The organism is Streptomyces sp. SA15, from assembly GCF_002291145.1.
Lineage (GTDB): Bacteria > Actinomycetota > Actinomycetes > Streptomycetales > Streptomycetaceae > Streptomyces.
Genome location: NZ_NTGE01000192.1, coordinates 42904 through 65190 on the forward strand (window position 1 = coordinate 42904; position 22287 = coordinate 65190).

The 22287-nt window shown below is 67.7% G+C and carries 19 protein-coding genes and 2 pseudogenes; 14 read left to right on the top strand and 7 right to left on the bottom strand.

What is annotated here, in order from left to right:
- The first annotated feature begins 235 nt into the window (after positions 1–235).
- The 11 genes from CLM62_RS40865 (at position 236) to CLM62_RS49575 (ending at position 13186) form a co-directional block, all read left to right on the top strand.
- A complete protein-coding gene (locus tag CLM62_RS40865) occupies positions 236–751 on the top strand; it encodes a hypothetical protein (RefSeq protein ID WP_218835662.1) in 516 nt (171 codons plus the stop codon).
- Positions 748–1218 (top strand): hypothetical protein, encoded by a 471-nt coding sequence (locus CLM62_RS40870; protein ID WP_257004383.1) that lies wholly within the window; start codon positions 748–750, stop codon positions 1216–1218. Before CLM62_RS40865 ends, CLM62_RS40870 begins: the two co-directional genes overlap by 4 nt.
- 99 nt (positions 1219–1317) lie before the next feature.
- Positions 1318–1812, top strand: coding sequence for an SMI1/KNR4 family protein (locus CLM62_RS40875; protein ID WP_095754939.1), 495 nt, complete (start codon positions 1318–1320; stop codon positions 1810–1812).
- Between the two features lie 20 nt (positions 1813–1832).
- Positions 1833–2324, top strand: a complete 492-nt coding sequence (locus CLM62_RS52395; RefSeq protein ID WP_143659240.1) for a hypothetical protein — start codon at positions 1833–1835, stop codon at positions 2322–2324.
- Positions 2325–2730: 406 nt separating this feature from the next.
- On the top strand, positions 2731–8955 hold the full coding sequence (locus CLM62_RS40885; RefSeq protein ID WP_257004384.1) for a DNRLRE domain-containing protein: 6225 nt from the start codon (positions 2731–2733) through the stop codon (positions 8953–8955).
- A gap of 141 nt (positions 8956–9096) precedes the next feature.
- Positions 9097–9303, top strand: a complete 207-nt coding sequence (locus tag CLM62_RS40890; RefSeq protein ID WP_095754942.1) for a hypothetical protein — start codon at positions 9097–9099, stop codon at positions 9301–9303.
- A 234-nt stretch (positions 9304–9537) separates the two neighbouring features.
- On the top strand, positions 9538–10404 hold the full coding sequence (locus CLM62_RS40895; protein WP_179382442.1) for an FKBP-type peptidyl-prolyl cis-trans isomerase: 867 nt from the start codon (positions 9538–9540) through the stop codon (positions 10402–10404).
- Positions 10405–10437: 33 nt separating this feature from the next.
- Positions 10438–10977, top strand: a complete 540-nt coding sequence (locus tag CLM62_RS52400) for a hypothetical protein (protein WP_257004385.1) — start codon at positions 10438–10440, stop codon at positions 10975–10977.
- A gap of 766 nt (positions 10978–11743) precedes the next feature.
- Entirely contained in the window at positions 11744–12037 is a 294-nt protein-coding gene (locus CLM62_RS52405) for an RNA polymerase sigma factor (protein ID WP_257004386.1), read from the top strand.
- A complete protein-coding gene (locus tag CLM62_RS40915) occupies positions 12034–12255 on the top strand; it encodes a hypothetical protein (RefSeq protein ID WP_095754944.1) in 222 nt (73 codons plus the stop codon). The genes CLM62_RS52405 and CLM62_RS40915 overlap by 4 nt, the downstream gene beginning before the upstream one ends.
- Positions 12256–12349: 94 nt before the next feature.
- Positions 12350–13186, top strand: a complete 837-nt coding sequence (locus tag CLM62_RS49575; RefSeq protein ID WP_143659241.1) for a hypothetical protein — start codon at positions 12350–12352, stop codon at positions 13184–13186.
- Positions 13187–13310: 124 nt separating this feature from the next.
- On the opposite strand, the gene CLM62_RS40925 is transcribed toward CLM62_RS49575, so the two are convergent.
- The 3 genes from CLM62_RS40925 to CLM62_RS40935 all read right to left on the bottom strand — a co-directional run bounded on the left by CLM62_RS40925 (position 13311) and on the right by CLM62_RS40935 (position 15480).
- Positions 13311–13640: a hypothetical protein gene (locus CLM62_RS40925; RefSeq protein ID WP_095754945.1), complete on the bottom strand. Its 330-nt coding sequence runs from the start codon at positions 13638–13640 to the stop codon at positions 13311–13313.
- An 80-nt stretch (positions 13641–13720) separates the two neighbouring features.
- Positions 13721–14589, bottom strand: a protein-coding gene (locus CLM62_RS40930; protein WP_373559237.1) for an IS5 family transposase whose coding sequence is annotated in 2 segments (ribosomal slippage) — positions 13721–13761 and positions 13761–14589 — 870 coding nt in all. Because the reading frame shifts where the segments join, the coding sequence is not laid out codon by codon here.
- A gap of 324 nt (positions 14590–14913) precedes the next feature.
- On the bottom strand, positions 14914–15480 hold the full coding sequence (locus tag CLM62_RS40935; RefSeq protein ID WP_095754946.1) for a DUF4240 domain-containing protein: 567 nt from the start codon (positions 15478–15480) through the stop codon (positions 14914–14916).
- A gap of 811 nt (positions 15481–16291) precedes the next feature.
- Here CLM62_RS40935 and CLM62_RS53320 point away from each other — a divergent pair.
- Together CLM62_RS53320 and CLM62_RS40945 are read left to right on the top strand one after the other, a co-directional pair.
- Positions 16292–16585 (top strand): annotated as a pseudogene (locus CLM62_RS53320) (group II intron reverse transcriptase/maturase); the annotation flags it as partial.
- 44 nt (positions 16586–16629) lie between these two features.
- Complete coding sequence (locus CLM62_RS40945; RefSeq protein ID WP_095754948.1) at positions 16630–17493, top strand: reverse transcriptase domain-containing protein; 864 nt, start codon at positions 16630–16632, stop codon at positions 17491–17493.
- 562 nt (positions 17494–18055) lie between these two features.
- Here the strand turns inward: CLM62_RS40945 and CLM62_RS40950 are convergent.
- The 4 genes and pseudogenes from CLM62_RS40950 to CLM62_RS40965 form a co-directional block, all read right to left on the bottom strand.
- Positions 18056–19324: an IS701 family transposase gene (locus CLM62_RS40950; RefSeq protein WP_095754960.1), complete on the bottom strand. Its 1269-nt coding sequence runs from the start codon at positions 19322–19324 to the stop codon at positions 18056–18058.
- Positions 19325–19495: 171 nt separating this feature from the next.
- Positions 19496–20089, bottom strand: a complete 594-nt coding sequence (locus tag CLM62_RS40955) for an IS630 family transposase (protein ID WP_306457970.1) — start codon at positions 20087–20089, stop codon at positions 19496–19498.
- A gap of 139 nt (positions 20090–20228) precedes the next feature.
- Positions 20229–20516, bottom strand: a pseudogene (locus tag CLM62_RS52410) (helix-turn-helix domain-containing protein); the annotation flags it as partial.
- Between the two features lie 180 nt (positions 20517–20696).
- Positions 20697–21371, bottom strand: a complete 675-nt coding sequence (locus CLM62_RS40965; RefSeq protein ID WP_095754950.1) for a GntR family transcriptional regulator — start codon at positions 21369–21371, stop codon at positions 20697–20699.
- 242 nt (positions 21372–21613) lie between these two features.
- Between CLM62_RS40965 and CLM62_RS40970 the strand changes: the two genes are divergently transcribed.
- Positions 21614–22120, top strand: coding sequence for a hypothetical protein (locus tag CLM62_RS40970; RefSeq protein ID WP_095754951.1), 507 nt, complete (start codon positions 21614–21616; stop codon positions 22118–22120).
- The last annotated feature ends 167 nt before the right edge of the window (positions 22121–22287 follow it).

Here is a 22287-nt window from a genome sequence, read left to right on the forward strand (position 1 = left end):
CCGTTCCCCTGGCCCACTGCGAGACCCTCGCCCAGCGCCTGTAGCCACGGCCGCGCCGCACGGCCGGTCCAATCTTGCACCCATCAGCCAGCTGCCGCCTCCGGGTCGCGGCTGGTGCTGCGCCACTCGCTCCAACCGGCCCGGCCCGTAGACGGCCTTCCAATCGCCTCGAACACGTGGCGCTCGCTAGCTCGCCACGCCAATATGGTGTCCTTCGTCTGTGCCGTGACCGGGGGTGAGCGCGGTGCCGTTCTGGAACAAGAGCCGGGAACTACTCGTGCGCGGCTGGGCAAGAATCCGCGGCAGGGAAGTGGAGGTCCGGCGATACAGGGTCAGCGACTCGTTCGAGCACATCCAAGTCGACGGTCGCACCTACCTACGCAAGCAGTGGTTCGCCAAGGAGAGCCCGACGCTACGGTCCGCGGATGACGCAATCGCGAGGATCATGTCCGGCGACCTTGTCTCCGAGGGTGAGCTTCAGGCCGCCTTGCGTGCTTACGACCATGCCGCTCCGGTGGAAGCGACGCTTATCCGGGGGCGAGCCCGGAGGTTGGGCCACATCGAGGACGGCGGGGACGAGGGGGACTCAGGAACTCTGCCCGTCGAAGAGACACAGCTTGTCGCGGATGCGGCGGCGAACACGATCAACCACACCTTGGCACGCCTCTTCTTGCGGCTCGGGCCTCCACCCGAGAGCGCAAACGGAGAGTACATGCCGGTGTCCAGCGGGGGCGGAGGAGCGCAGCAGTGAACAGGGGTGGCCAACTGCCCGCCAACTGGACACCGGACGAGGATCCGATCCTCTCCGCCGGTATGCAGATCGCTATGCAGTGGCGAGAGCTGGGTGCGGAGCAGTTGAAAGCTGCGCTGGAGGCGATGGAGCCAGAGCTCCGACGTGAGCACCGTGTACTGATGGTGCGCTTGGAGATGCAGCGTGATGCAGTCCGGGAGCAGCGGGCGCACCGGCGGCAGATCACCGAGATAATCGTCGGGGCCGTGCTGGCCCTGGCCATGCTCGGCGCGGGCGTGTACGTCGCCCCTGATTCTCCGTGGCTGGCCACTCTCCTGTGCGGCCCCAGTCTGCTCGCGCTCATCAAGGTGTTCGTGCTGCGGCGCAGCGATCCGGACGACATGAAGCAAGTCGCCAGAGCAGCCCGGTCGTCGACGAATGCCGCCGGGCAGGCGCCACCACCGCCCCAGCCTCCCACCGCTGTGTGACGATGGCCCTGTAGTGGCGGTGTCAGTCCCTTCTGCAAGCATGCTGCCGTGACAACCACATCACCTGATCAGCGCCCTGCCGAGGCCACCCTGGAGCTCTTGCGCTCCGCATTTGAGACGGAGTGGCGCGAGCCGGCTCTGGGACACGATGGCGTCTGCGCGTGGGAATCCGAGCACGGCGTCGTGCTTCCGGAGCCGTACCGGAGTCTGATCGCCGAGATCACGAACGGGTCCCCTCTCGGACCGCCCGAAGATGGCGGCCTCCTCCCTCTGGGCTGGCTCCCCCCGGACTGGCCGTACGACACGCACCGCAATCCCGCCGCCCCGTTCCCGCTCCGAGAGGCCTGGGCCTGGGAAGGTGAACCCCTCGCCGACGACCATTACAAGCGCGTCGCCGACGTCTTCAACCACGGCTCCATCGTGCTCGGCGCCGACGACGGACCCGCCTACTGGGTCCTGGTCGTGACCGGTCCCCAGCGAGGCAAGGTCTGGGCGGTCACCGAAGTCGGCGCTTACCCCTACCCGATGCCGGAGGCGGTCGGCTTCCTGGAATGGGTGCAACGCTGGCACGCCCGCGACGGCCGGTGGGACTGACCACTCCCCACACTGACCCGATGCACAACGAGGCGATCCGACTCGAACGTATGGGTGGGGAAGGGGAAGTTGACGCTGCTGCTGGGGAGTTACGCGAAGTTCCACAGCCCCTGGCCCGCGCGGCCCGAGTCGACCGCAGCTTCCTCTACCGCCACCGTGACCTGCTCGAACGCGTTCACGCCGCGGCCAGCACGCCTGTGGCGGAGGGTCGGCTGGCTGCCGTCAGCCGCGCCTCCTTGCAGGCCGACCTGGCCAACGCGCTGGAGCGGAACACCCGTCTCGCCGCGCGAGTAAGCCGGTTGGAGAAGGGGCTTTCCATGCAGTTCGGCGAGCAGGCATGGAGAGAGTCCGGGCTCGGCGCCCCGGCGGATATCGACCACCTCCAACGACGCATTGCCCTGTTGGAACAGGAGGTCGCCGAGAAACGAGGAGAGCTCGAGGAACGGACGGAGGAACTCGAAGCCGCTCGGGCCGCCAACAGCGAGCTGACCCGCGCCTTGAACCAGCCTTAGCGTTCCATCGGACAGGGTACGCAAAGTGACCCGACAGAGTCCTTGTCGAGTTCTTACCGATTTGATCGCCTCTTCTTTCACTTCTTGGAAAATTTTGCGGTGGGTAAGGGAACGCATCTGCGACTACGAGCATCGGGTAACGCTGGGTTCGAAGTGCACGAAACGTCGCAATAGGGACCCTCAGGGGAAACGCGTGGCGCGGGGATTTTTGATCACCTTGATGATTTTCTGGGTTTAGGGCGTGAGTGTCCCGCGGCCGTCGTGAGGGCACGGTGTGCCACCCGCGAAGATCAGCCAGTTTCTGTTGGCTCCGCGTTGCGGAGCATCAGGGAAGGAGCTGATCGTGCGTCACAGACCTGTGGCCCATGGCAGAACGAGAACAAGTCGGAAACGTCAGGCACGGCGGTTGCGACAGATAGCAATCGGCGTGGTCATGCTGGTGGCTGCCGAGACCGCGCTGGTGTCGCAGGACACCGGGATGGCGTTCGCCGCGGATGCGGCGACTTCCGCGTCAGAGTCCGCCACTACGGGCTCCGCCGCCGAGACGTCAGGGCCCGCAGAGGCGCAGGACGAGGCGTCGGCGGTGCTGATGGCTCGTCTGCAGGACCGAAAGATCGAGGTGTTGTCGGACCGGACGGCGGACTCGACGACGTACGCGCTGCCCAGTGGGGAGCTGGAGACGGAGGCGTACGCGGGTCCGGTGCGGGTGAAGCAGGACGGGCAGTGGAAGGACATCGACACCTCGCTGTCCGACACCGGATCGGATCTGACGCCTGCGGCGGCGCCCGCGGACATCTCGATCTCCGACGGTGGCGACACGCGGCTGGCTTCGGTGGTCAAGGGCAACGAGTCCTTCGGGCTGGGCTGGCAGGACACGCTGCCCACCCCGGCCGTCAAGGACAGCACCGCCTCCTACGACCTGGGCAGCGGCCAGACCCTGTCGGTTACCGCGCTGGCGCAAGGTTTCTCGGAGAACATCAAGCTCGCCCAGCAGCCCGACGGCGACGCGGTGTCGTACCGGGTTCCGCTGAACCTGGACGGGCTGAAGCTGTCCCAGGCCAGCTCCGGGCACCTGCTGCTGAAGAACAGCGCCGGGGACCTGGTCGCCGAGGCCCCGGCGCCGATGATGTGGGACGCCTCCAAGGACCCGGCCTCCGGCGAGTCCGCCCACCAAAACCAGGTCTCCACGCAGATTGAGACCGCGTCGGACGGCACCCAGACCCTCGTCCTGACCCCGGACAAAGACTTTCTTGCGACGGCGACCTACCCGGTGACGGTCGACCCGACCACGACGCTGGCGGTCACCACCGACACCTGGGTGCAGAACCCGGACTACCCCGACTCTCAGGTCTCCTCACAGGAGCTGAAGTCGGGCACGTATGACGGCGGCACGGACACGGCGCGCTCGTATCTGAAGTTCGACGTGTCAAAGTTTACCGGCAAGCACATTACCGCCGCGACGATGTCGCTGTACAACTACTACTCGGCGACCTGCTCGACGTCGGGCGCGACCACGGATGCCAAGCGGATCACCTCGTCGTGGTCCTCGACGTCCATCACCTGGGGCGCCCAGCCCACCACCACGACGACCAACAAGGCGACGAACAGCGGGCACTGGGGCTACGACACCTCCTGCCCCGGAGCCTGGTCGAACTGGAACCTGCAGGCCATGGTGCAGGACTGGGCCAACGGCTCGGCCAACTACGGTCTGCAAGTGGCGAGCACCAACGAGAACGACTCCACCACCTGGCGCCGGTTCCGCTCGGCCAACTACACCACCGCCGGGTATGCGCCGAAGCTGGTGGTGACCTACAACTCCTACCCGGCCGTCCCGACCGGTGCCGCGGTCTCGCCCTCGACCGTGAACGCCTACAACGGCAAGCGGTACGTGACCTCGCTGACGCCGGCCCTGTCGGCGAAGGTGACGGATGCGGACGGCGGCACGGTCAAGGCTCAGTTCGAGGTGACCCCGGACCCGGCGTACAACGACACCGCCTACACGTACACCGCGACCAGCGCGGGTGTGGCGTCCGGTTCCACGGCCACCCTGGCCGTCCCGTCGGCCAACGCCTTCCCGGCGGGCTCGCATCTGCGGTTCCGGGTGCGGGGGTACGACTCCACCGACTACGGGTCCTGGACCGGGTACACCACGTTCGTGCTGAACACGGGGCTGCCGGTGGCCCCGAGCATCAGCTGTTCTTCGTATCCGCAGGACACGTGGTCGGCGAAGGCGCCCGGCGCGGTGAGCTGCACTCTCGACACGACGTCGACGGACGGGCAGGGCTTCAAGTGGGGCCTGGACGATCCGGCCATGGCGCAGAGCGTGTACGACACGGTGGACGGCACCGGCGGTGACCCGCTGAACATTTCCATCACACCCGCTGACGGCTGGCACACGCTGTACGCCCAGACCATCGACTCGGGCGGCAACGTGTCGTCGACCAACACCAAGTACTCCTTCGGTGTGGGTGCGGACGGTGCCGCACTGCTGAGCCCCGGCGACGGCGACCGGCCTGCGCGCAGGGTGGCCCTGGCCGCCACTGGCAAGACCACCTACACCGGCGTGACCTACCAGTACCGGCGGGGCGAGACCGACACCTGGACCACCGTGCCGCTGGCCGACGTGACGAAGAACTCTGACGGCTCTCCCGTCTCCACTTGGCCGCTGGCCGCCCCCAACGGACAGCCCGCGGCGCTGACCTGGAACATCACCACCAGCCTGGCAGAGGACGGCCCCATCAGCATCCGGGCGTCCTTCACCGACGGGACTACCACCGGCTACTCCCAGTCGGTCACAGTGAACGTCGACCGAGAGGCGGGAGACGCCCCCACACAGGAGGTGGGCCCGGGCGAGGTGAACACGCTTACCGGAGACTTCGTCCTGACCGAGTCCGACACCTCGGCGTTCGGACTGAGCGCCACGCGCACCACCTCGTCCCGCCGGGCCACCAGTGACACGGGGATCGAGGGGGAGGCGGCGATCTTCGGCCCCGACTGGATCTCAGGCATCACCTCCGACGTGACCGGCTCCGACTGGAACAGCGTCCGCCAGACGTCTTCCACCTCTGTGGAACTGCTCGACTCCAGCGGGGTCGGTGTCGGCTTCACCGCCACCAGCGGCGGCGGATGGCAGGCGGCGCCGGGGTCGGAGGACCTGACCCTGACGGGTTCGCTGAGCGGCTCCTTCACACTCAAGGACCACGACGGTACGACCACGACCTTCGCGAAGGTGGATCCGGCAGTCACCACCTGGCAGGCCGCCACCTCGTACCGGGCGACGTCCGACTCCACCGTCACGGTCGTCTCGGAGAAGGTGGTGTCCGGCAACCAGACCCTGGCTCGTCCGAAGTCGGTGATCGCGCCGACCTCGGCGGTCTCCTCCAGCACATGCGCCACCAACCTGGCGACCAAGGGATGCCGGGCGCTGGAGTTCGTCTACGCCTCCACCACCACTGCGACTCCCACGGTCTTCGGTGACTTCGCCGGGCAGGTGAAGGAGATCCGCTTGTGGTCGACCGAGCCGGGTGCGGCTGCGTCGACCGCCAAGTCCGTGGAGACGTACCGTTACGACGACGGCGGACGGCTGCGCGAGGCATGGAATCCGCAGATCAGCCCGACGCTGAAGACGCAGTACAGCTATGACAGTGCCGGCCGGGTCACCGGGCTCACTCCTCCTGGCGAGCTGCCGTGGACCTTCACTTATGGCACCGCCGGAAACGCCGCCACTGCCGGCAGTGGCATGCTCCTGTCCGCCTCTCGCCCGACGCTGGTGCCAGGGTCTGCGACCCAGACCGACGGCGGAACCGCCGCCGTCAACCTGGTGTACGACGTGCCCCTCAGCGGCAGCACGGCCCCCTATGCGATGGGCACCGCGGACGTCGGGGCCTGGGGTCAGACGGATGTGCCAACCGATGCAACGGCCATCTTCCCGCCGGACGCGGTCCCGGCCTCGCACGACGGCCGCGACCTCACCACCACGTCGTACCAGCGCGCCAGCGTCAGCTACGCCGACGCCTCCGGGCGCGACGTCAACACTGCTGCCCCGGGTGGGCACATCACGACTACAGAGTTCAACCACCTCGGGATCGTGGTGCGGGAGCTGACTGCGGCCAACCGCGAGCTGGCTCTGGCAACGAGCGGTGACGGCCTGGCCGAGCTCACCCGCCTGGGCATCAGCGGCGTCACGACCGCGGAACGCGCGCAGGCGCTGTCCACGACCCACGTGTACAGCACCGACGGGCTGCGCGAGTTGGAGGCGTTGGGCCCGCTGCACCTGGTCACCCTGGTCGAGGCTCTCCATGCCGGCACCGGTGGCACGGACCAGGCGGCAGGCAGCGAAGTCGCGGCTCGCCAGCACACCGTGACCAGCTACGACGAGGGCCGTCCCACCGACGGCACCGCGAAGATCTCCAACGTGCCGACCACGGTCACCACGGGCGTACGGCTGGACCGCTATCCGTCCGATGGCGACACCCGCACCAACAAGACAACCTACGATTGGGTCAAGGGCCTGCCCGTAAGCACGATCGAAGACGCTGGCGGTCTGAACATCACCAAGACCACGTCCTACGACACCCAGGGCCGGGCGGTCAAGACCACTCTGCCCAAGTCGAACGGCACGGACGCCGGAGCCACGGTGACCACGTACTGGTCGGCGAGCGGCACCGGCGCTTGCAATGGGCGGCCGGAGTGGGCCGATCTGATCTGCTCCATCGGTCCGGCCGGGGCCATCACAGGCGGGGGCTCCAACTCCGGCCAACTGCCCACCAAGACCCTCCAGTACGACGGGTACGGTCAGGCAGTCACGGTGATCGAGACGGCCAACGGCGTTACCCGCACCACCTCCAGCACCACCGACGCAGCGGGCCGGATCACCGGAACCACCTTCACCGGTGGCACGGGCACGGCAGTGCCGGACACCACCACCACCTTCGACCCGACCAACGGCCAGGTGGCCACCAGGTCGGCCAACGGCAAGACCATCACCACCGTGTTCGACATGCTTGGCCGCCAGCTGAGCTACAACGACGGCGCGGGCAACACCCAGAGCGCCCAGTACGACCAACTCGGCCGACCGGTCAAGTTCACCGACTCGGCACCGTCCACCACAACCTTCGCCTACGACTCCGCGGCAGAGCCGCGCGGTCTGCCCACGTCCATGACGGACTCGGTCGCCGGAACCTTCAGCGTCACCTACGGGGCTGATGGAGAACCGCTCGCCGAGCACCTGCCCGGCGGGTACACCGTCAGCAGCGGGTACGACGAAATCGGCTCGGACACCTCACGGACCTACACCCGCGACAGCGACGGCGCCGTTCTTCTCGCCGACGAGGCGGACTACTCCGTCCTCGGTCAGGTCGTCCTTCACACCGGCACCGTCGGGGACACCACAGAACAGGGGTACAGCTACGACAAGGTCGGCCGACTGACCCGCACCGACGACACCGCGGCGGACGGCTCCTGCACCCGCAGGGCCTACACCTTCGACAACAACACCAACCGCACCGGTCTGGCGACCAGCACCAGCGCCCCCGGCGCAGCCTGCACCGACACCGGTGCCACCACCACCAGCAGTACCTACGACAGTGCCGACCGGCTGAGCGCCACCGGCGTCAGCTATGACGCCTTCGGCCGCACCACCAGCGAGGCGAACGGCACCACCATCGGTTACTACGCCAACGACCTGGTCCGCCAGCAGACTCTCGGCACCAATCGTCAGACCTGGGACCTGGACGCCACAGGCCGTCTTGCCTCCTGGACCACAGAGACCCAGAACCCCGACACCACCTGGAGCCAGAGCGGGAGCAAGACCAACCACTACGGCTCGGACAGCGACAGCCCGTCCTGGACGGCTGACAACACCAGCGGAACCATCGCCCGCAATGTCCGAGGCCTAAACGGTCAACTACAGGCCATCACCACGGCCACGGGCGACACCGTCCTCCAACTCACCAACCTCCACGGCGACGTGAACCTCCAGCTCCCGCTGGACACCGCCAAGAGCCCGACTGTCCTTCGTCAGGACGAGTACGGCAACGTCGTGGCCGACAGCCCCACCACCGCGTACGGCTGGCTCGGCGGTGCTCAACGCTCCAGCGAGACTCCCAGCGGAGCAGTACTCATGGGCGCCCGGCTCTACGATCCGGCTCTGGGGCGCTTCCTCTCGATCGACCCGGTCGCCGGAGGAAACGCGAACGCCTACGACTACTCCCTCGCCGACCCCATCAACCGGGTCGACCTCGACGGCAAGTGGAGCCGGTGGCGTACCTCCTACCGGTTCTTCGGAAAGATCGTCGGCCACAGCTGGTCCTACTGGGATTACTGGGGCTGGGACACGGGGTGGCACGTCGGATCGTCCGTACGGGTCTACTTCAACTGGTGGGCCACCAACAAGCTCGCCGACGAAGGCCCCTACGTTCTCACGGTGTACGGGTTCATCGCGGGCATCATCGCCCTCATCAATGTGTATGCGGGGCTTGTCGCCGCCCTCCTGGGCCTCTACGCAGCCCTCATCGTGTGGTGGGCCGACCGGGCCAGAGACAGGAAGAAGTGCCTCAAGGTCTTCGCAACGGTCAAGTGGGTGGCGTACTACTGGGCCGAATACTCATACCCGGTCTACTACTACTGCTGACCCCGCACGTCCACTGTTGATTGGCTGAGCGCTGCGCAGCCAAGTACAGGGGATGCAAGAAGCCCCTGGCCGGCGGTCCCTCTCCCGGACGCCGGCCAGGGGTGCCAACCAAGGGCAGTCCGCATGTCAGGAGAAAATCCCATGAAAAAACCTTCCGGGCTTGCCTCCGGATCCATCGTTCTCTTCGTCATCGGCGCTTTTCAGGCGGCGATATACGTAACGGAGTTGCTGGAAGACGGGGATCGGGATATCGCGTTTCTCGAGAGTTCCTGCGCCTTGCTCGTCGGCGCATGGGCATTTGCGGCGCTGCGCCTCTTCCTCACCCGTGACTCGCGGCGATCACAGTAGCTCCGGGGCGAGTTCCGGTAGAGCCGGCACCCTCGAATTCACGACTGTTCTCTCCGTGCAACCTCTGAATGGAATATGGAATTCATGATTGCGCGACCTGCATCCCTGTTGCTGATGAGCGCGGTACTGCTGACCGGCTGCAGTGGCGAACATCCCCCGACACCTCCGAACGGTGGCCACCGTCCCCTGCCTGCCCCCACAGTGTCGGTGTCCCGGCCTCCGATACCGGCGGCCGTGCATTCGGACGCGGTGTTGCCTGCGGTCTCCGGAACTGTCGGGCACGAGGCCGCCATCACCATTCCCAAGGCCAAGCCGAGCGGGAAGTTCGTCGTCGCCCCTCTGGCGACGGGGCGTGGCCGCAAGGCAGGGAATGACGACGTAGTGGTCGTCGACTACACGGCGAAAACCTGGAAGAGCGGAAACGCCCTGCCCGGCACCTACGGCAAGGAAGACGCCCCCAAGGTGTTCCCGGTGGGAGAGGGGGCGGTGATACCCGCGTTGGACCGCGCCGTTCAGGGACAGCGGGCCGGTAGCCGAGTGCTGGTAGTGGCCCCGCCGGCTGCCGCCTACGGCACGACCGGCAATGCCGGTCTGGGCGTTTCGGCCACCGAGACCGTCGTCTTCGTCGTCGATGTCGTGAAGGTCCTGGCCGCGGACGCCATCGTCTCCGGGGAGCAGAGCTCGGTATCCGGCGAACTGCCCGAGGTTCAGGTGAGCCGTTCGCCCGCCGCGATCGCGGTGCCCGACGCCGCCGCGCCTAGGCGTCTCGTCTCCAGGACGCTCGTCAGCGGCCCCGGCCCGAAGGTGAAGACGGGTCAGACAGTGGTTCTCCAGTACTCCGGCGCGGTATGGGAGGGCAACCGCGGAAAGGACCGGGCGGCGCTTTTCGACTCCTCCTGGGCGCAGCACCACCCCATCACGGTCGTGATCGGCCGCGGTAACGTCCTCAAGGGCTGGGACAGGGCCCTGGTCGGCGCAAAAGTGGGCAGCAGAGTGCTGCTTGTCGTCCCACCTGGCCCCGGCTTTGGCGCTCAGGCCCGAAAGGGCATCCCGGGCCGGTCCACCCTCGTCTTCGCCGTCGATATCCTGGCGGCAGCGTAACCAGATGTCGGCCTTACCGCCTCAGAAGGAGGCGTGGGCTCCTGGTGCCCAGGCGGGGAGAGCGACGTCCTTCGCCTGGGCACGGGCTTCGGCACCTGGCACCGCTGCCCTTGCGACACCAGCGACGCCGAGCAGGTGCTGCTCGAGCCGCTGCTGGATGAGTGCACAGCCGAGCTCGCAGCCACGGAAGACCGCACCTACCTCTACCGGCACCGCGACCTCCTCGAACGCGTCCACGCCGCCGCAGCAGCCCCACCAGAAGAAGGCCGGATCGCGGCCGTCAGCCGGGCCTCGCTGCGGGCAGACCTGACCAACGCGCTGGAGCGAAACAAACGACTGACAGTCCGGGTCCGACAGTTGGAGAAGCGTCTCTCCGAGAGCCTTGGCGAAACCGCCTGGAAGGAATCCGGCCTTGGCGCGTCCGCCGACATCGACCAGCTTCAACGTCGCATCACGTTGCTCGAACAACACCTGGCCGACATAAGGGGCCAGCTCGATGAGCGGACCGAGGAACTCGATGCTGCGCGGGCGGCTAACCGGGAACTGACCCGGGCACTGAACCAGGCCCGCTGAGAGCCTATGTCTGAACCCGCCTTGGGCGGCACCTGGTGCGCGTAGCCGGTGCGTGGTCCGTGCTCGCAAGCGGCTGCGGTGGCACCGGAGTTAATGCGCAGGAAGGGCCGCCGCGGTACCGGTCGGCATGTCCCGGCGCGGTGAGTTCACGATCAAGGTCCTCTCAGGCTCTTACTTCATGAGGGCCGTTTTGAAGCGGTCTGCCGCGCTATGAAGTAGGGGATGGAACCGATGGATACAGCTTCAGCCGTCATCGCGATCGGCTCGGTCGTCACTGCCAAGGCATGTGCTCTACTGGGGCTGTGGTTGCGGCTGCGGTGGCGGACACGTCGTGAGGAGGCCCGGAACCCGTACCTTGTCGGTGTCACCCGGGCCGTAACCTCCGGCGCCCGGCTGGAACTTGACGAGCAGCGCGGCGATGGCTACCGGCTCCGAATGAAGTCCACCCGTACAGCGTCTTGCGGGGAGAATGAGGCAGCGTGAGCGAGGACGACCGGGCAGACGGCGGGGACAGCCCGGTAGCCGAACCCGTCACACGCCTCGGCCTGTCCGAGGAACGCCACCGTGCACGGGACGAAGCCGTTGAGGAGTTCTCCGCCTTCTATCGCAGCACCATCCGCCCTCTGGTGGCTTTCCTCATCAACCAGGGCGCCGCCGTGCATGTTGCCGCCGACATCGCACAGGACACGATGACCAGCGTGTTCCGGCGCTGGAGCGAACTGCGTGCACCCTGCCATGGGCGTACAAGGTTGCCTCCCGCAAGCTGGTGCGCAAGTTCGCCGCCGTCGAGAAAGAGCCCGTCGAAGAGGTTCCCGAACCGACGTCGTTACTGGCCCGCCCGGACGCCATCGGGGAGTGGGAGACCCGGCACGACGCGCTGCCCATGCTGCGCAGCCTGCCGCCCCGGCAGCGCCAGGTCTTGGCATGGACACTGGCCGGCTTCACGCCTTCTGATATCGCCGAGCACCTCGGCCTGCCAGTCGACAACGTACGTGCGAACCTCAGAAAGGCCCGCCGCGTAGCGGCCGCCTACCTCAAGGCACGGGAGGAGGAACAGTGATCCGCTACCCCGACCACGATCCTCGCGATCAGGCTGTGGAGCACTGGCTCCGCCACCACCAGAGCACCCTGGCCGATGCGCTGGACGACGTTCTCGATACTGAAGCTGGCCTGCGTGAAATCCTGTTCCCGTCCCGCCACGACAGCTCCCTGGACGGCCTTGACGCGATCCTCGACGTCGAAGCCGGCCTTGCACGCCGTCCTGCCCGCCCCTCTTGAGTCGGTGCCGACCAGCCCGCCCGCCACATATGAGACGCCGCAAGACCACACCGCCACTGAGGAACTCCTCCAGGCCCTCAGTCCGTCAGTCCACATGGACCTGCGCAACGAGCCCAACGTTGCAGGAGCAAGCGGGGCCCTCAAGAGCGAACTCGTCTTTGCGAGTGACCTCGGCCGCGCCCGCGACCTCGACCTCAAGCGCGTCCTCGCCTTCGCCCTCGGCCTGGCCCGCGACCTCGCCAGCGCCCTGGCCCGCGACCTCGCCCACTCCCTCGCCGTCGAGATCGCCCTCGACCTCGACGGCGATCTCGGCCTCGACGGCGATCTCGAAGACGCCCTAGCCCGAGACCTCGGCCGCGCCCGCCGCATCGCCCGAGACCTCGGCCTCGACAGCGACCTCACCCGAGACCTCGATCGCGCCCGCGCCCGCGCCCGCGACCTCGGCCTCACCCGAGACCTCGACCTCGACCTCGCCCGCGCCGGAGACCTTGAGTTCGCCCGCGCCCTTGACCTCGCCCTTGACCTCGCCCGCTCCGTCGACCGCGACCTCGGCGGTGTCCTCGACCGCGCCCTCAACCTCAGCGGCGCCCCCACCCTCGACCGTGCCCTCGACCTTGCCAACGCCATCATCGACGTTCGTACCAACCACGTTTGCCGAGTCATCGGGCTGGTGCTCCACCGGGAACCACCCGTGCTCGATAGGAACTCGGTGCATGCCTTGCTGGACGACTTCACCGAAGCCGATCTGAGTACTGCCGAGCTGACCGCCGTCGGCCTCGTTGGGGTGCGCTGGTCAGAGCATGGAACGCAGTGGCCACCGTCCGTGGATGTCGGAGATTTCAAGGCTCAGTCGGAAGAGACCCCGCTGGGCAGTGGGATCTGGGTCGTCCGCTCAGGTACGACAACTGTCCGCGGTCTCATCGAACTGTGAGAGCTCCTGTACCTGAGGATTTGTTCGCGGTCCCGGTGCTGGCCAGGAGTACACCTGGGTATCGGGCAGAGTGCCAGCTTGCGACGAGTGAGCCGTTGGTCATCAACGGCCACTAGGCCGTGTTTTAGAACGGGCTGGTCTGTGGAGTTGGCTGTCCGGGGAAGTCGCGGGCGGCCAGCCAGATGATGAGGTCGTTGGCGATCCGGCCGATGCTGGTGTCGGTGGTGACCTCGTGTTCGCGGCGGGTGGTGTCGCGGCGGACGGTCTCGTAGCCGCCTTCGTCGAGGACGGCCACGGAGGCAAACCAGGCGGGGTCGTCCTGGTCGGGCTGGATGACGACGAACGTGTTGTCCGCGTCGTTCAGTTCGCTGATCAGGTCGAACAGGGCGTCCTCGGACGGGTCGTCGATGTGGTGGCCGTTCTCGCTGTCGGCGCAGTAGTACTCAGCCGCCATTGGTCCGCTGTCTCCCTTGTGCCGACGTGCTGCCGCGTGCCGCCGCCAGGATGGCATGCGGTGCGGACAGCCCTGCCATGTCACAGCCATTCGTTGATGGCGGCGATGTGGATGGCGCCTCGAAGCGGACGGCGAGCTTGTCGAACCGGGTGGCCACCGCCCGATTGCGCTTGAGCCGGTTGATGCCGCACTCGACCGCGTGCCGGGCCTTGTAGTCCTCGCGGTCGAAGGCCGGCGGTCGCCCGCCGTTGCTGCCGCGGCGTCTGCGGTGGCCGGCCTGATCGGCCGGTTCCGGGATGGTGGCCCGGATCCCGCGTCGGCGTAAGTAGGCGCGGTTGGCGCGCGATGAGTACGCCTTGTCACCACGGACCCGCAGCGGCCGTCTGCGCGGTCGCCCCGCGCCGAGCCGGGGCACACGGATGCCTTCCAGCACGGCCACGAACTGCGGGCTGTCACCCCGCTGCCCTGCCGTGACCAGCAACGACAAGGGCCGTTGACCTTGTTCGCAGGCCAGATGGATCTTGGTGGTCAGGCCGCCTCGAGGCCGGCCGAGTGCGTGGTCGTCCGGCTCGGCGACGATCCCGCCGGGTGGCTCCTTCTGGGTCTGCCCGTCCCGGCGGGCGCCGGCCGCGTGCTGGTGAGCCCGGCAGATCGTGGAGTCGACATTCACCTCCCACGTGATCAGCCCGCCGGCATCGGCCCTGGCCTGCAGCCCGCTCAGCACTGCTGCCCAGACACCGGTGCGTTGCCAGCGGCGGAACAGCCCGAAGACCGTCTGCCACGGCCCGTACTCCACCGGCAAATCCCGCCATGGGGCACCAGTCCGCACCCGCCAGCGGATCCCATCGATCAGCCTCCGCCGGCATGCTGACGGCCTGCCGACCTGCGCGACGGGCAACAGCGGTTCCAGCACTGCCCACTGCTCATCCGAGAGATCCCCACGTCCCACACCGAGATCATCACGGCATCAGGCGCGGCAACAAGCCCCGTTCTAAAACACGGCCTAGCTGCGTGTTGGTGGGACTCGGCTCCGGCCGATACGCCGGGTTGGCCCGCGTCGCGAGTCGTGCGGGGTGCCGACGGCCTGGGGCCGTCAGGGAGTTGAGCTTGAGTTTTAACCTCAGACCAGCCTCTGGCGTTCGTTGTGGGCGCATTGCTCCTGATGATCGACGGCTCGACGTGCCGTGAACCAGGGTCGGTTGGAGTTCTGAGACACCGGCCGACGCGGCGCCCGTCCGGTGGGGGTTCCGGAACCTGCGGGTCCCTGTGTGAGTCAGCCTGGTCGAGAACCGAGATGGAGCGCAGCCAGCTGAGGCAGACGCCGGCGCATCTGCTGGGCATCGCCGAAGTCGAACGACTCGCCCATGCCCTCGCTGTCCTCCTCTTCGGTCGTGGCGCGAGCGTCGGTGTAGGCCTTCCAGGCCTCCCAGAAGGCATCTGTGTCACCGGTCAGCCGCTCATACGCGCTGGACGATACGAAGTTGAAGTCTTCATCGAAGATGACGTCCTGGTCCCCGGAGGCTGCCGCGGTACGCACGGCAGGATGCCCGGCGAGGGCGTCCGGGCAGGCAGCCGCCCGTTCATACCACTCGCGTCCGAGCGCCACCAGACCCGCCGTGAAGTCGCTGAACCGGTCATCGGAGCAGCCCCCACCGATGAGGTAGGCGGCAGCCCATACGTCCCAGCGGTAGACCGCGTCGCGCAGACGGGAGAAGCGGTTTTCGAAGGCGAGGATCTCTTCCGCGGGCAGGGCCGCCAGATGGTCGGCGACGGCGACGTCGAGCGGCTTGTCACTGTCCTTAGCAGCATCGAGCACGCGCCAGAACGCTTCGGTGTCCATGGCGGGCAGTCTGCCAGGGCGCTACCAAAGCCTCCTCTGCACGGGCCCCGGAGGTTAAAACTCAAGTGTACGTCCAGCAGTCCGGACGTCATCGCAGCTCAGAAGGGATGTGAAGGATGTAACCGGACGACAAGCTCAGGGTAGCCAGCCGGTGGAAGTCCGGTCCGGGGAGACGCCAGGGTCCCCGGTAGCTGACTCCCGGCGTTGCTCGAAAGGGTGGCGTCGAAGTGGAGTGACAAGCACCCTTCGGGGGTGTGCAACCGGCCAGTCCGCAACATGAAGTGAAGCCTGCAGCGCCGTCATTTAACCCCCGCACGCGGGCGGGCCAAGGAGGAGCCGAGCCTGTGCTTGAAAGGCGAAGGCCATGGAAGGCGATCTTGGACCTGGAGCGGTCGCCGAAGAACCTCCCGGCGTAAGGGGCGTGGAATGGTCGGACGGTTGTCCTGGGAACTGGAGAGAGCCTCCTCGGCCCCGCGCATGCGGCGTGGGAAGCGTGGCCTGCCTATAACCGGCGGAACCGGGAAGTGGCGGGCTGTCGAGAGGCAGTCGGAGGGGGTCGTAGTAGTGCCGATCGGCGGGACAACACAACCCGCTGGGAGCGAAGGGCCCCTGCTTCATCGATGCGATCCGCGAACAGGGAGGGGCCCGGATGAGTGCCGTTTCGGCTAGATCCATCCGCCGGGAGGAAGGCACCGCAAGACCGGGCGGTTGTCCTTTGGACAAGGTCCGAGCCTTGCAGCGGACGCTCTACCACTGCGCCAAGCAAGAACCCGAACGCCGGTTTCATGCCCTATATAGCCATGTCCACCGCATGGACGTTCTTCGGCGGGCATGGGCCGGGGTGTGCGCGAACCGAGGAGCCCCCGGCGCTGACGGGGTGACCATCGACGCGGTGGCGGCCTCGGGGGTGGATGCATTCCTCCGGGATTTGGCCGAGCGACTGCGGACGTATACGTATCGTCCGTCGGTGCTACGGCGGGTCCAGATTCCCAAACCGGGGCGGCCGGGGGAGTTCCGGCCGCTGTCGATTCCCACGGTGGCGGACCGGGTGGTGATGACGGCCGCGAAGCTGGTCCTGGAACCGGTCTTCGAGGCCCAGTTCACCGAGGCGAGCTACGGATTTAGGCCCAAGCGGTCCGCGATTGACGCGTGCGAAGCCGTGCGCGTCGCGGCGACCAGCGGCGGGAATGGGTCTTCGAGGCCGACATCCGGGACTGCTTCGGAACGATCGACCACCACGCGCTCATGGCCCAGGTGGCCCGGCGTGTCGTGGACCGGCCGATGCTGAAGCTGATCCGGACCTGGCTGTGGATGGGAGTCCTGGAGGGCGGGGTGACCTCCCCGACCGGGGCGGGAACCCCACAGGGCTCACCGATTTCCCCGCTGCTGGCCAACATCGCCCTGCACGTCCTCGACGAGGTATGGCAGGAAGAGGGCCGCCGGCTGGGGGTGCTGGTGAGGTACTGCGACGACTTCGTGGTCCTGTCGCCGACCAGACAACGGGCCGAGCAGGCCCAGCAGTTGGCGGCGAGAGTGCTGGAACGGCTCGGGATGCGGCTACACCCAGAGAAGTCCGGCATTACCTGTCTCACTCGAGGTGGGCAGGGCTTCGACTTCCTCGGTTTCCATCACCGGAAGGTGGAATCGTGGAAATGGCGAGGCAGGTTCTACCTGCAACGCTGGCCCTCGGCCAGAGCGATGCGGGTGCTGCGGGACAAGGTCCGCGTGGCCACCGCCCGCTCGAAGACCGAACGGCCGGTGTCCGCCGTGGTCGCTGACCTCAACCCCGTGCTGCGGGGCTGGGGTGCGTATTTCCGCAACGGGAACTCCGGGCGGAAGTTCAACGCGGTCGACGGCTACGTCCACGAGCGGCTGGCAATCCTCGCCAGCCGGAAACACGGACTGCGGGGCCGCAACTGGGCCACCCGTTTCACCTACGGATGGATCACCCGGCTCGGGGTCTACCGCCTCACCGGAACCGTACGCAGGGCGGCAGCGCATGCCAGTCGGTGAACGATGTCGGAAAGCCGTGTGCGGGAGAACTGCATGCACGGTTTGAAGCGGCGGGGGCTGGAAACGGAGCGGAAGCCACCGCGCCAGTCCCCGACCCTACTGAGAAGCTATGTCATATCCGTTGGTTGGTCACGTTCTGTGATGGCCGCCCTCAGCAGCGGGAGCCCGATGGTCACGACCAGGAGGCTGTTGGCGTCGATGACGATCTGCAATTCTCACCGACGTGCCACAAGCAGTCACCACCGACGAGTTCGTCGGCTGGACGGCCGAGAAGTGCTTCGAAGACGGCGTTCAGTTGTCGGGTTTGATCTTCGAGGACAGGGTGAACAGTCCTGCCGCCGCCGCGATGAGACCTCCGGCCAGTTCCTCGTAGCCCTGAAAGTAGGAGATGGGGATGGCGATGACGCAGGCTGTTCCGACCAGGTCGATGACGCGTCCGATCAGCCGCCGGAACCTGCTCGGCGGTGGAGGGTGATGGGGATTCGGCGGGTTTCCCCAGTAGGGGAAGGGACCCGGCCTGGGTTTCCAGTCCTCGTCTAGTACTCCAGTGCGGTTTCGTGATCTACCCGGTGGGTTTGCTGGTGGTCCGTCGTCGGTAGTGGCTGCGCCGGGCTGTTGCCTGGTGGCGCCTGCGCCAGTTTGACCACTGCAGCAGCCTGGCCGCGGCCACGGCCGGTGAGTTGAAGACGGCGGTGAGCAGGTGGCGGATTTCCGGGACGGTCAGCGTGATCGGATCACGGCTGCGGGCAAGGTGGTGGGTGCTGGCGGGCCGATCGGGGGCCGCGTCGGCGGCGAGGGCGGTCAGGAAGGCCAGGGCGAGCATGACGAGGGTGATGTGCCGGTGCCATGAGGTCCAGTGCCTGACCTGGTAGTGGTCGAGTCCGACCTGGCCCTTGGCGGCCTGGAAGCACTCCTCGATGCTCCAGCGGACACCGGCAATACGGACCAGTTCGGCCAGGGGCACTTCGGTGGGTGACCAGCACAGGTAGAAGGCGAGTTCGCCGGTAGTGCGGTTGCGGCGGATGAGCAGGTGGTGGTGGCTGCCGGTGCCGATGTGGATCCAGGCCCAGTCGTAGTAGCGCGGGCCCTTCGCGCCGTTGCCAACGCTGTGCCGCTGCCAGGCGGTGGCGGGCAGGCGGCCGGCGACGGTGTCCGCGCGGATGGTGGTGCGGCCGTGGTTGATTTGCACCCGCGTCGAGCAGGCGACGGCCATCACGTAGCCGGTCCCGCGTGCCTCCAGGGCGGCACGAAGCTGCGGGTCCTGCCCGTAGGCTTCGTCGCCGGTCACCCACGGTGCCTCCACCCCGGCGTCCAGCGCAACGGCGATCATCTCCCAGGCCAGGCGGGGTTTGGTCTGGAACTGCACCTCGTCGGGTACCCCCGCTGCGTGGAGGCGCTCGGCGTCAGCGCACCAGGAGTGCTCGGGCAGGTAGAGCCTGCGGTCGATCAGCGTCCGCCCCCGGCTGGTGGCATAGGCGAGGAAGACTCCGACCTGGGAGTTCTCGATGCGGCCCGCGGTGCCGGTGTACTGGCGCTGAACGCCCGCCGAGGCCCGGCCCTTCTTCAGGAAGCCGGTTTCGTCCACGATCAGCGCACCGCCGTCGGCACCGAGGTGTTCAACGGCGTAAGCGCGGATGTCGTCGCGGACAGCGTCGGCGTCCCAACGGGCGTAGCGCAGCAGACGCTGCATCGGCCCCGGCCGGGCCAGCCCGGCCTGTTCGGCCAACTGCCAGCAGTTCTTCCGCTCGGCACGCGACAGCAGCCCGAGCAGATAGGAGCGGGCACTCGCCCGGGGTTCAACTCGGCCGAAATGTCCCGCGATCCGGGCCATGGCCTGGTCGAACATCGCCCGCCAGCGGGTGGGGTCTACGCTATGGCCAGCGGCCACCGCACGATCTTCGTTTGTCCACACACCAACCGATGATCACGCGGTGGCCGTACCCGTTCCCGGCCAGGTACGGCAAGATCGCAAAGTCAGACTGGAGTACTAGTGCTGGATTCCTCAAACGACGTACACATATCGGCGTCGCACGAGGCGAGTTGGTGGTGCTGGTCTTCCCCATATCCAGGGCCGGGCTCGGGCGTTGAGCTGGGATGTTGCGAGGCGGGTGGCTTGTTCGATCTCGGGTGGTCCGGCGAAGGACTGGCCGGCGAGGGCGGCCTTGCGGAAGATGCGCCACCAGCCTTCCTGGAGGTTGAGCCAGCAGGCGCCGACGGGGATGAAGACGTGCCGGATTCTGGGGTGGTCCTCAAGCCAGGTCCGGGTGGACAGGCTGTTGTGCGAGGACAGGTTGTCGGTGACGACGTAGATGTCACCGACAGGGTTGGCTGCCTCGACCTTCTGAAGAAACTGCTGGTAGAAGGCACTGTTGCGGGAGGAGGCGGTCATGGTGAGCTCGTGTCCGTCCCGCACCCGCAAAGCGCCGTAGACCCAGGTCTTCTCCGGACCGCGCCCGTAGTCGACCTCGGACTTGGTGCGGTGGCCGTCCGGCGACCAGCCCGGCGCCGGCGGGAACGTGCGGGGGATCACCGGTCCGAGCTCGTCGGCGCAGACGACCGTCGCGCCCTCGGGCGGGCAGGTGTAGAGCTCGATGATCCTGGTCCTTTCCCTCGAAGTCCGCGTCCCTTGAGCGGGTCCAGGATCGGGTGCGGCGCCAGCGCACCCCCTCGGCCAGCAGGATCCGACGGACCTGACTGCGGCCGATCTCGATACCCAGCCGCCGGGCCTCGGCAGCCAGTGCGTCAAGGGTCCACTCCGGCGGCCCGGACTCATCCGCCGCGGCCAGCTCTCCGCCCGCCTGCACGGTCAGCCGGCCCGGCGGCGACTGCTTGACCAGGCCGATGATTCTTGAGCGTTCCGCCTCGGTGATCCGCCGCTTGCGGCCCTGCCCACCCAGATCCTCCAGCCCGTCCAGGCCCAAGCGGTTGAAGCGGTGCAACCAGCGGCGGACCGTCTTGGGACTGCACCTCAACTCATCCGCGATGGCCGACACCCGCTGCCCGGCCCAGCTCAGCTCGACCATCCGTGCCCGCAGCACCAGATCCCGCGGCGCTTTGCGCGCTCGCGACAGTCGACGCACCAGTCGTTGCTCGTTCTCGTCACGGCTCGTCCGTGCCCGTAACACCACCGTCCAGCACCCGCCCCCGAGCACCCGATCCACCCCGCCACCAGGTCATATACCCAGGGAATGAGGAATCCAGCACTAGAACGGCGGGCCGTACGGGTCGGCGTCGGCCGGGGCGGCGCGCTCGGGCCAGATGCGCAGCACGACGTGCTCGTCGGCCGGGGCCGGGCCGCCGTGCTGGGCGATGGCGGGCTGGTCCTCGGGGCGGCGGCCGCCGTCGCGGAGGAGCGCCCGGGCGGTCGCGATGACGTGCGCGTCGCCCTCGCACGGACCGGACGCGACCAGGCGGCGCGCGGCGGACAGCAGGGCCTCGCTCATCCACCGCAGGACGTGCCGGTCAAGGCCCTCCAGGGCGGAGACGTCGACCAGGCGCGTCAGCGGGCCCTCGCGGTCCCCGGAGGTGTCGACGTCCTCGCCCCCGCCGATCTCCAGCACCGGGGCGGAGCCCGGGCCGAAGGAGTGCGCGGCGAGGGTCCGGCACAGGGAGGCGGCCGCCATGACGTCCAGCACGGGGTTCGGCTCGAAGGGGTTCGGGCGGACGGCGAAGGTGCCGGACCCGGGCACGGTCCGGATAAGGCCGGCGGCCGCGAGCTTGCCCAGCGCGGCGGACGCGGTGCCCATGGCGACGCCGTACGACGTCATCAGCTTGGACTGCGACGGGAGCCGTTCCCCGGGCCGGATGAGCTGCTGGTGCATGGCCAGGGCGAGGTCACCGGCAATCCGCTCGGCTGGTGTCTCGGTGAAAGTGCTCACGCACGCACCGTAGCGAACCTATCTAGCCTGATCGTTAGGTTCGGCGAAGTTACCGGCTGGGAACCTGGTGGGCCTCTCGGGAGGCGGTACGCTCTCGCCCGGCAAGCTGCGTACGCCGCCCGCCGACACCCGCGCCCACGCCGCCAGGTGATCGACCGGCCAAGGTCCCTGCGGGGGCCGCTTCCCCCCGGCATTTCTCCGTCCGGCGGGAGCGTGGGGACCGCCAGGAGCGAGCGCCAGAGATGCCCAAGAAGAACCCATCGACCGCCGCGCAGAGGGCCCGTCAGCGACAGGCCGCGACCGGCGAGAAGTACACGACCGCCCTGCGTGCAGAGACCCGGCCCGCCGTTCAGCGGCCCGCCGTCCGACACCGCCCGTTCAGCGCGGGGGGCGCAGGGTGGGCGCCCATCATCCGGCGGGCGGCGCGCGAGCTTGACGAGGTCTGGCCCGACCACCCCACACCGGCCTGGGAAGAGAAGTTCGGTGACCTGTGCTGGAAGGGCACGCCCTGGTCCCAGGGCCCCGAGGTATGGGCGGTCGTCAACCAGGCCACACGGGAGGCGTCTTCCACCTGCCAGACCTGCCCCTCCCCCGGCCGCAAGCGCGTCGTGTGGCCCTGGGACAGCGAATACGGCTGGGTCATGCCCTGGGTGAAGACCTGCTGTGACACCTGCGCCTACGTGCCCCCGCAGCTGCGGGACGACCAGGCGTACCTGGAGCTCGTCGAGCGTTACGAGGAACGCGGCTGACGCGACGCCACAACGAAATGGCGGGCCCCGGCGGACGGCTTCGACACTGTTGGCGAATCCGGCCCGTCGAGTTCTACTCGGCGGGCCGGAGGGCTGCCAGGTGGGATGTGCGCGTGCGGGCTCGCGGGACCTCGGTCCACCACGCGTTTAGGCGGTGGAAGTTCATC

Coding starts and splice junctions, on each gene's coding strand:
- CLM62_RS52395 (WP_143659240.1), top strand. CDS start 1,833: ATGCACAACGAGGCGATCCGACTCGAACGTATGGGTGGGGAAGGGGAA.
- CLM62_RS40890 (WP_095754942.1), top strand. CDS start 9,097: ATGAAAAAACCTTCCGGGCTTGCCTCCGGATCCATCGTTCTCTTCGTC.
- CLM62_RS49575 (WP_143659241.1), top strand. CDS start 12,350: ATGGACCTGCGCAACGAGCCCAACGTTGCAGGAGCAAGCGGGGCCCTC.
- CLM62_RS40925 (WP_095754945.1), bottom strand. CDS start 13,640: ATGGCGGCTGAGTACTACTGCGCCGACAGCGAGAACGGCCACCACATC.
- CLM62_RS40935 (WP_095754946.1), bottom strand. CDS start 15,480: ATGGACACCGAAGCGTTCTGGCGCGTGCTCGATGCTGCTAAGGACAGT.
- CLM62_RS40950 (WP_095754960.1), bottom strand. CDS start 19,324: ATGGCCCGGATCGCGGGACATTTCGGCCGAGTTGAACCCCGGGCGAGT.
- CLM62_RS40970 (WP_095754951.1), top strand. CDS start 21,614: ATGCCCAAGAAGAACCCATCGACCGCCGCGCAGAGGGCCCGTCAGCGA.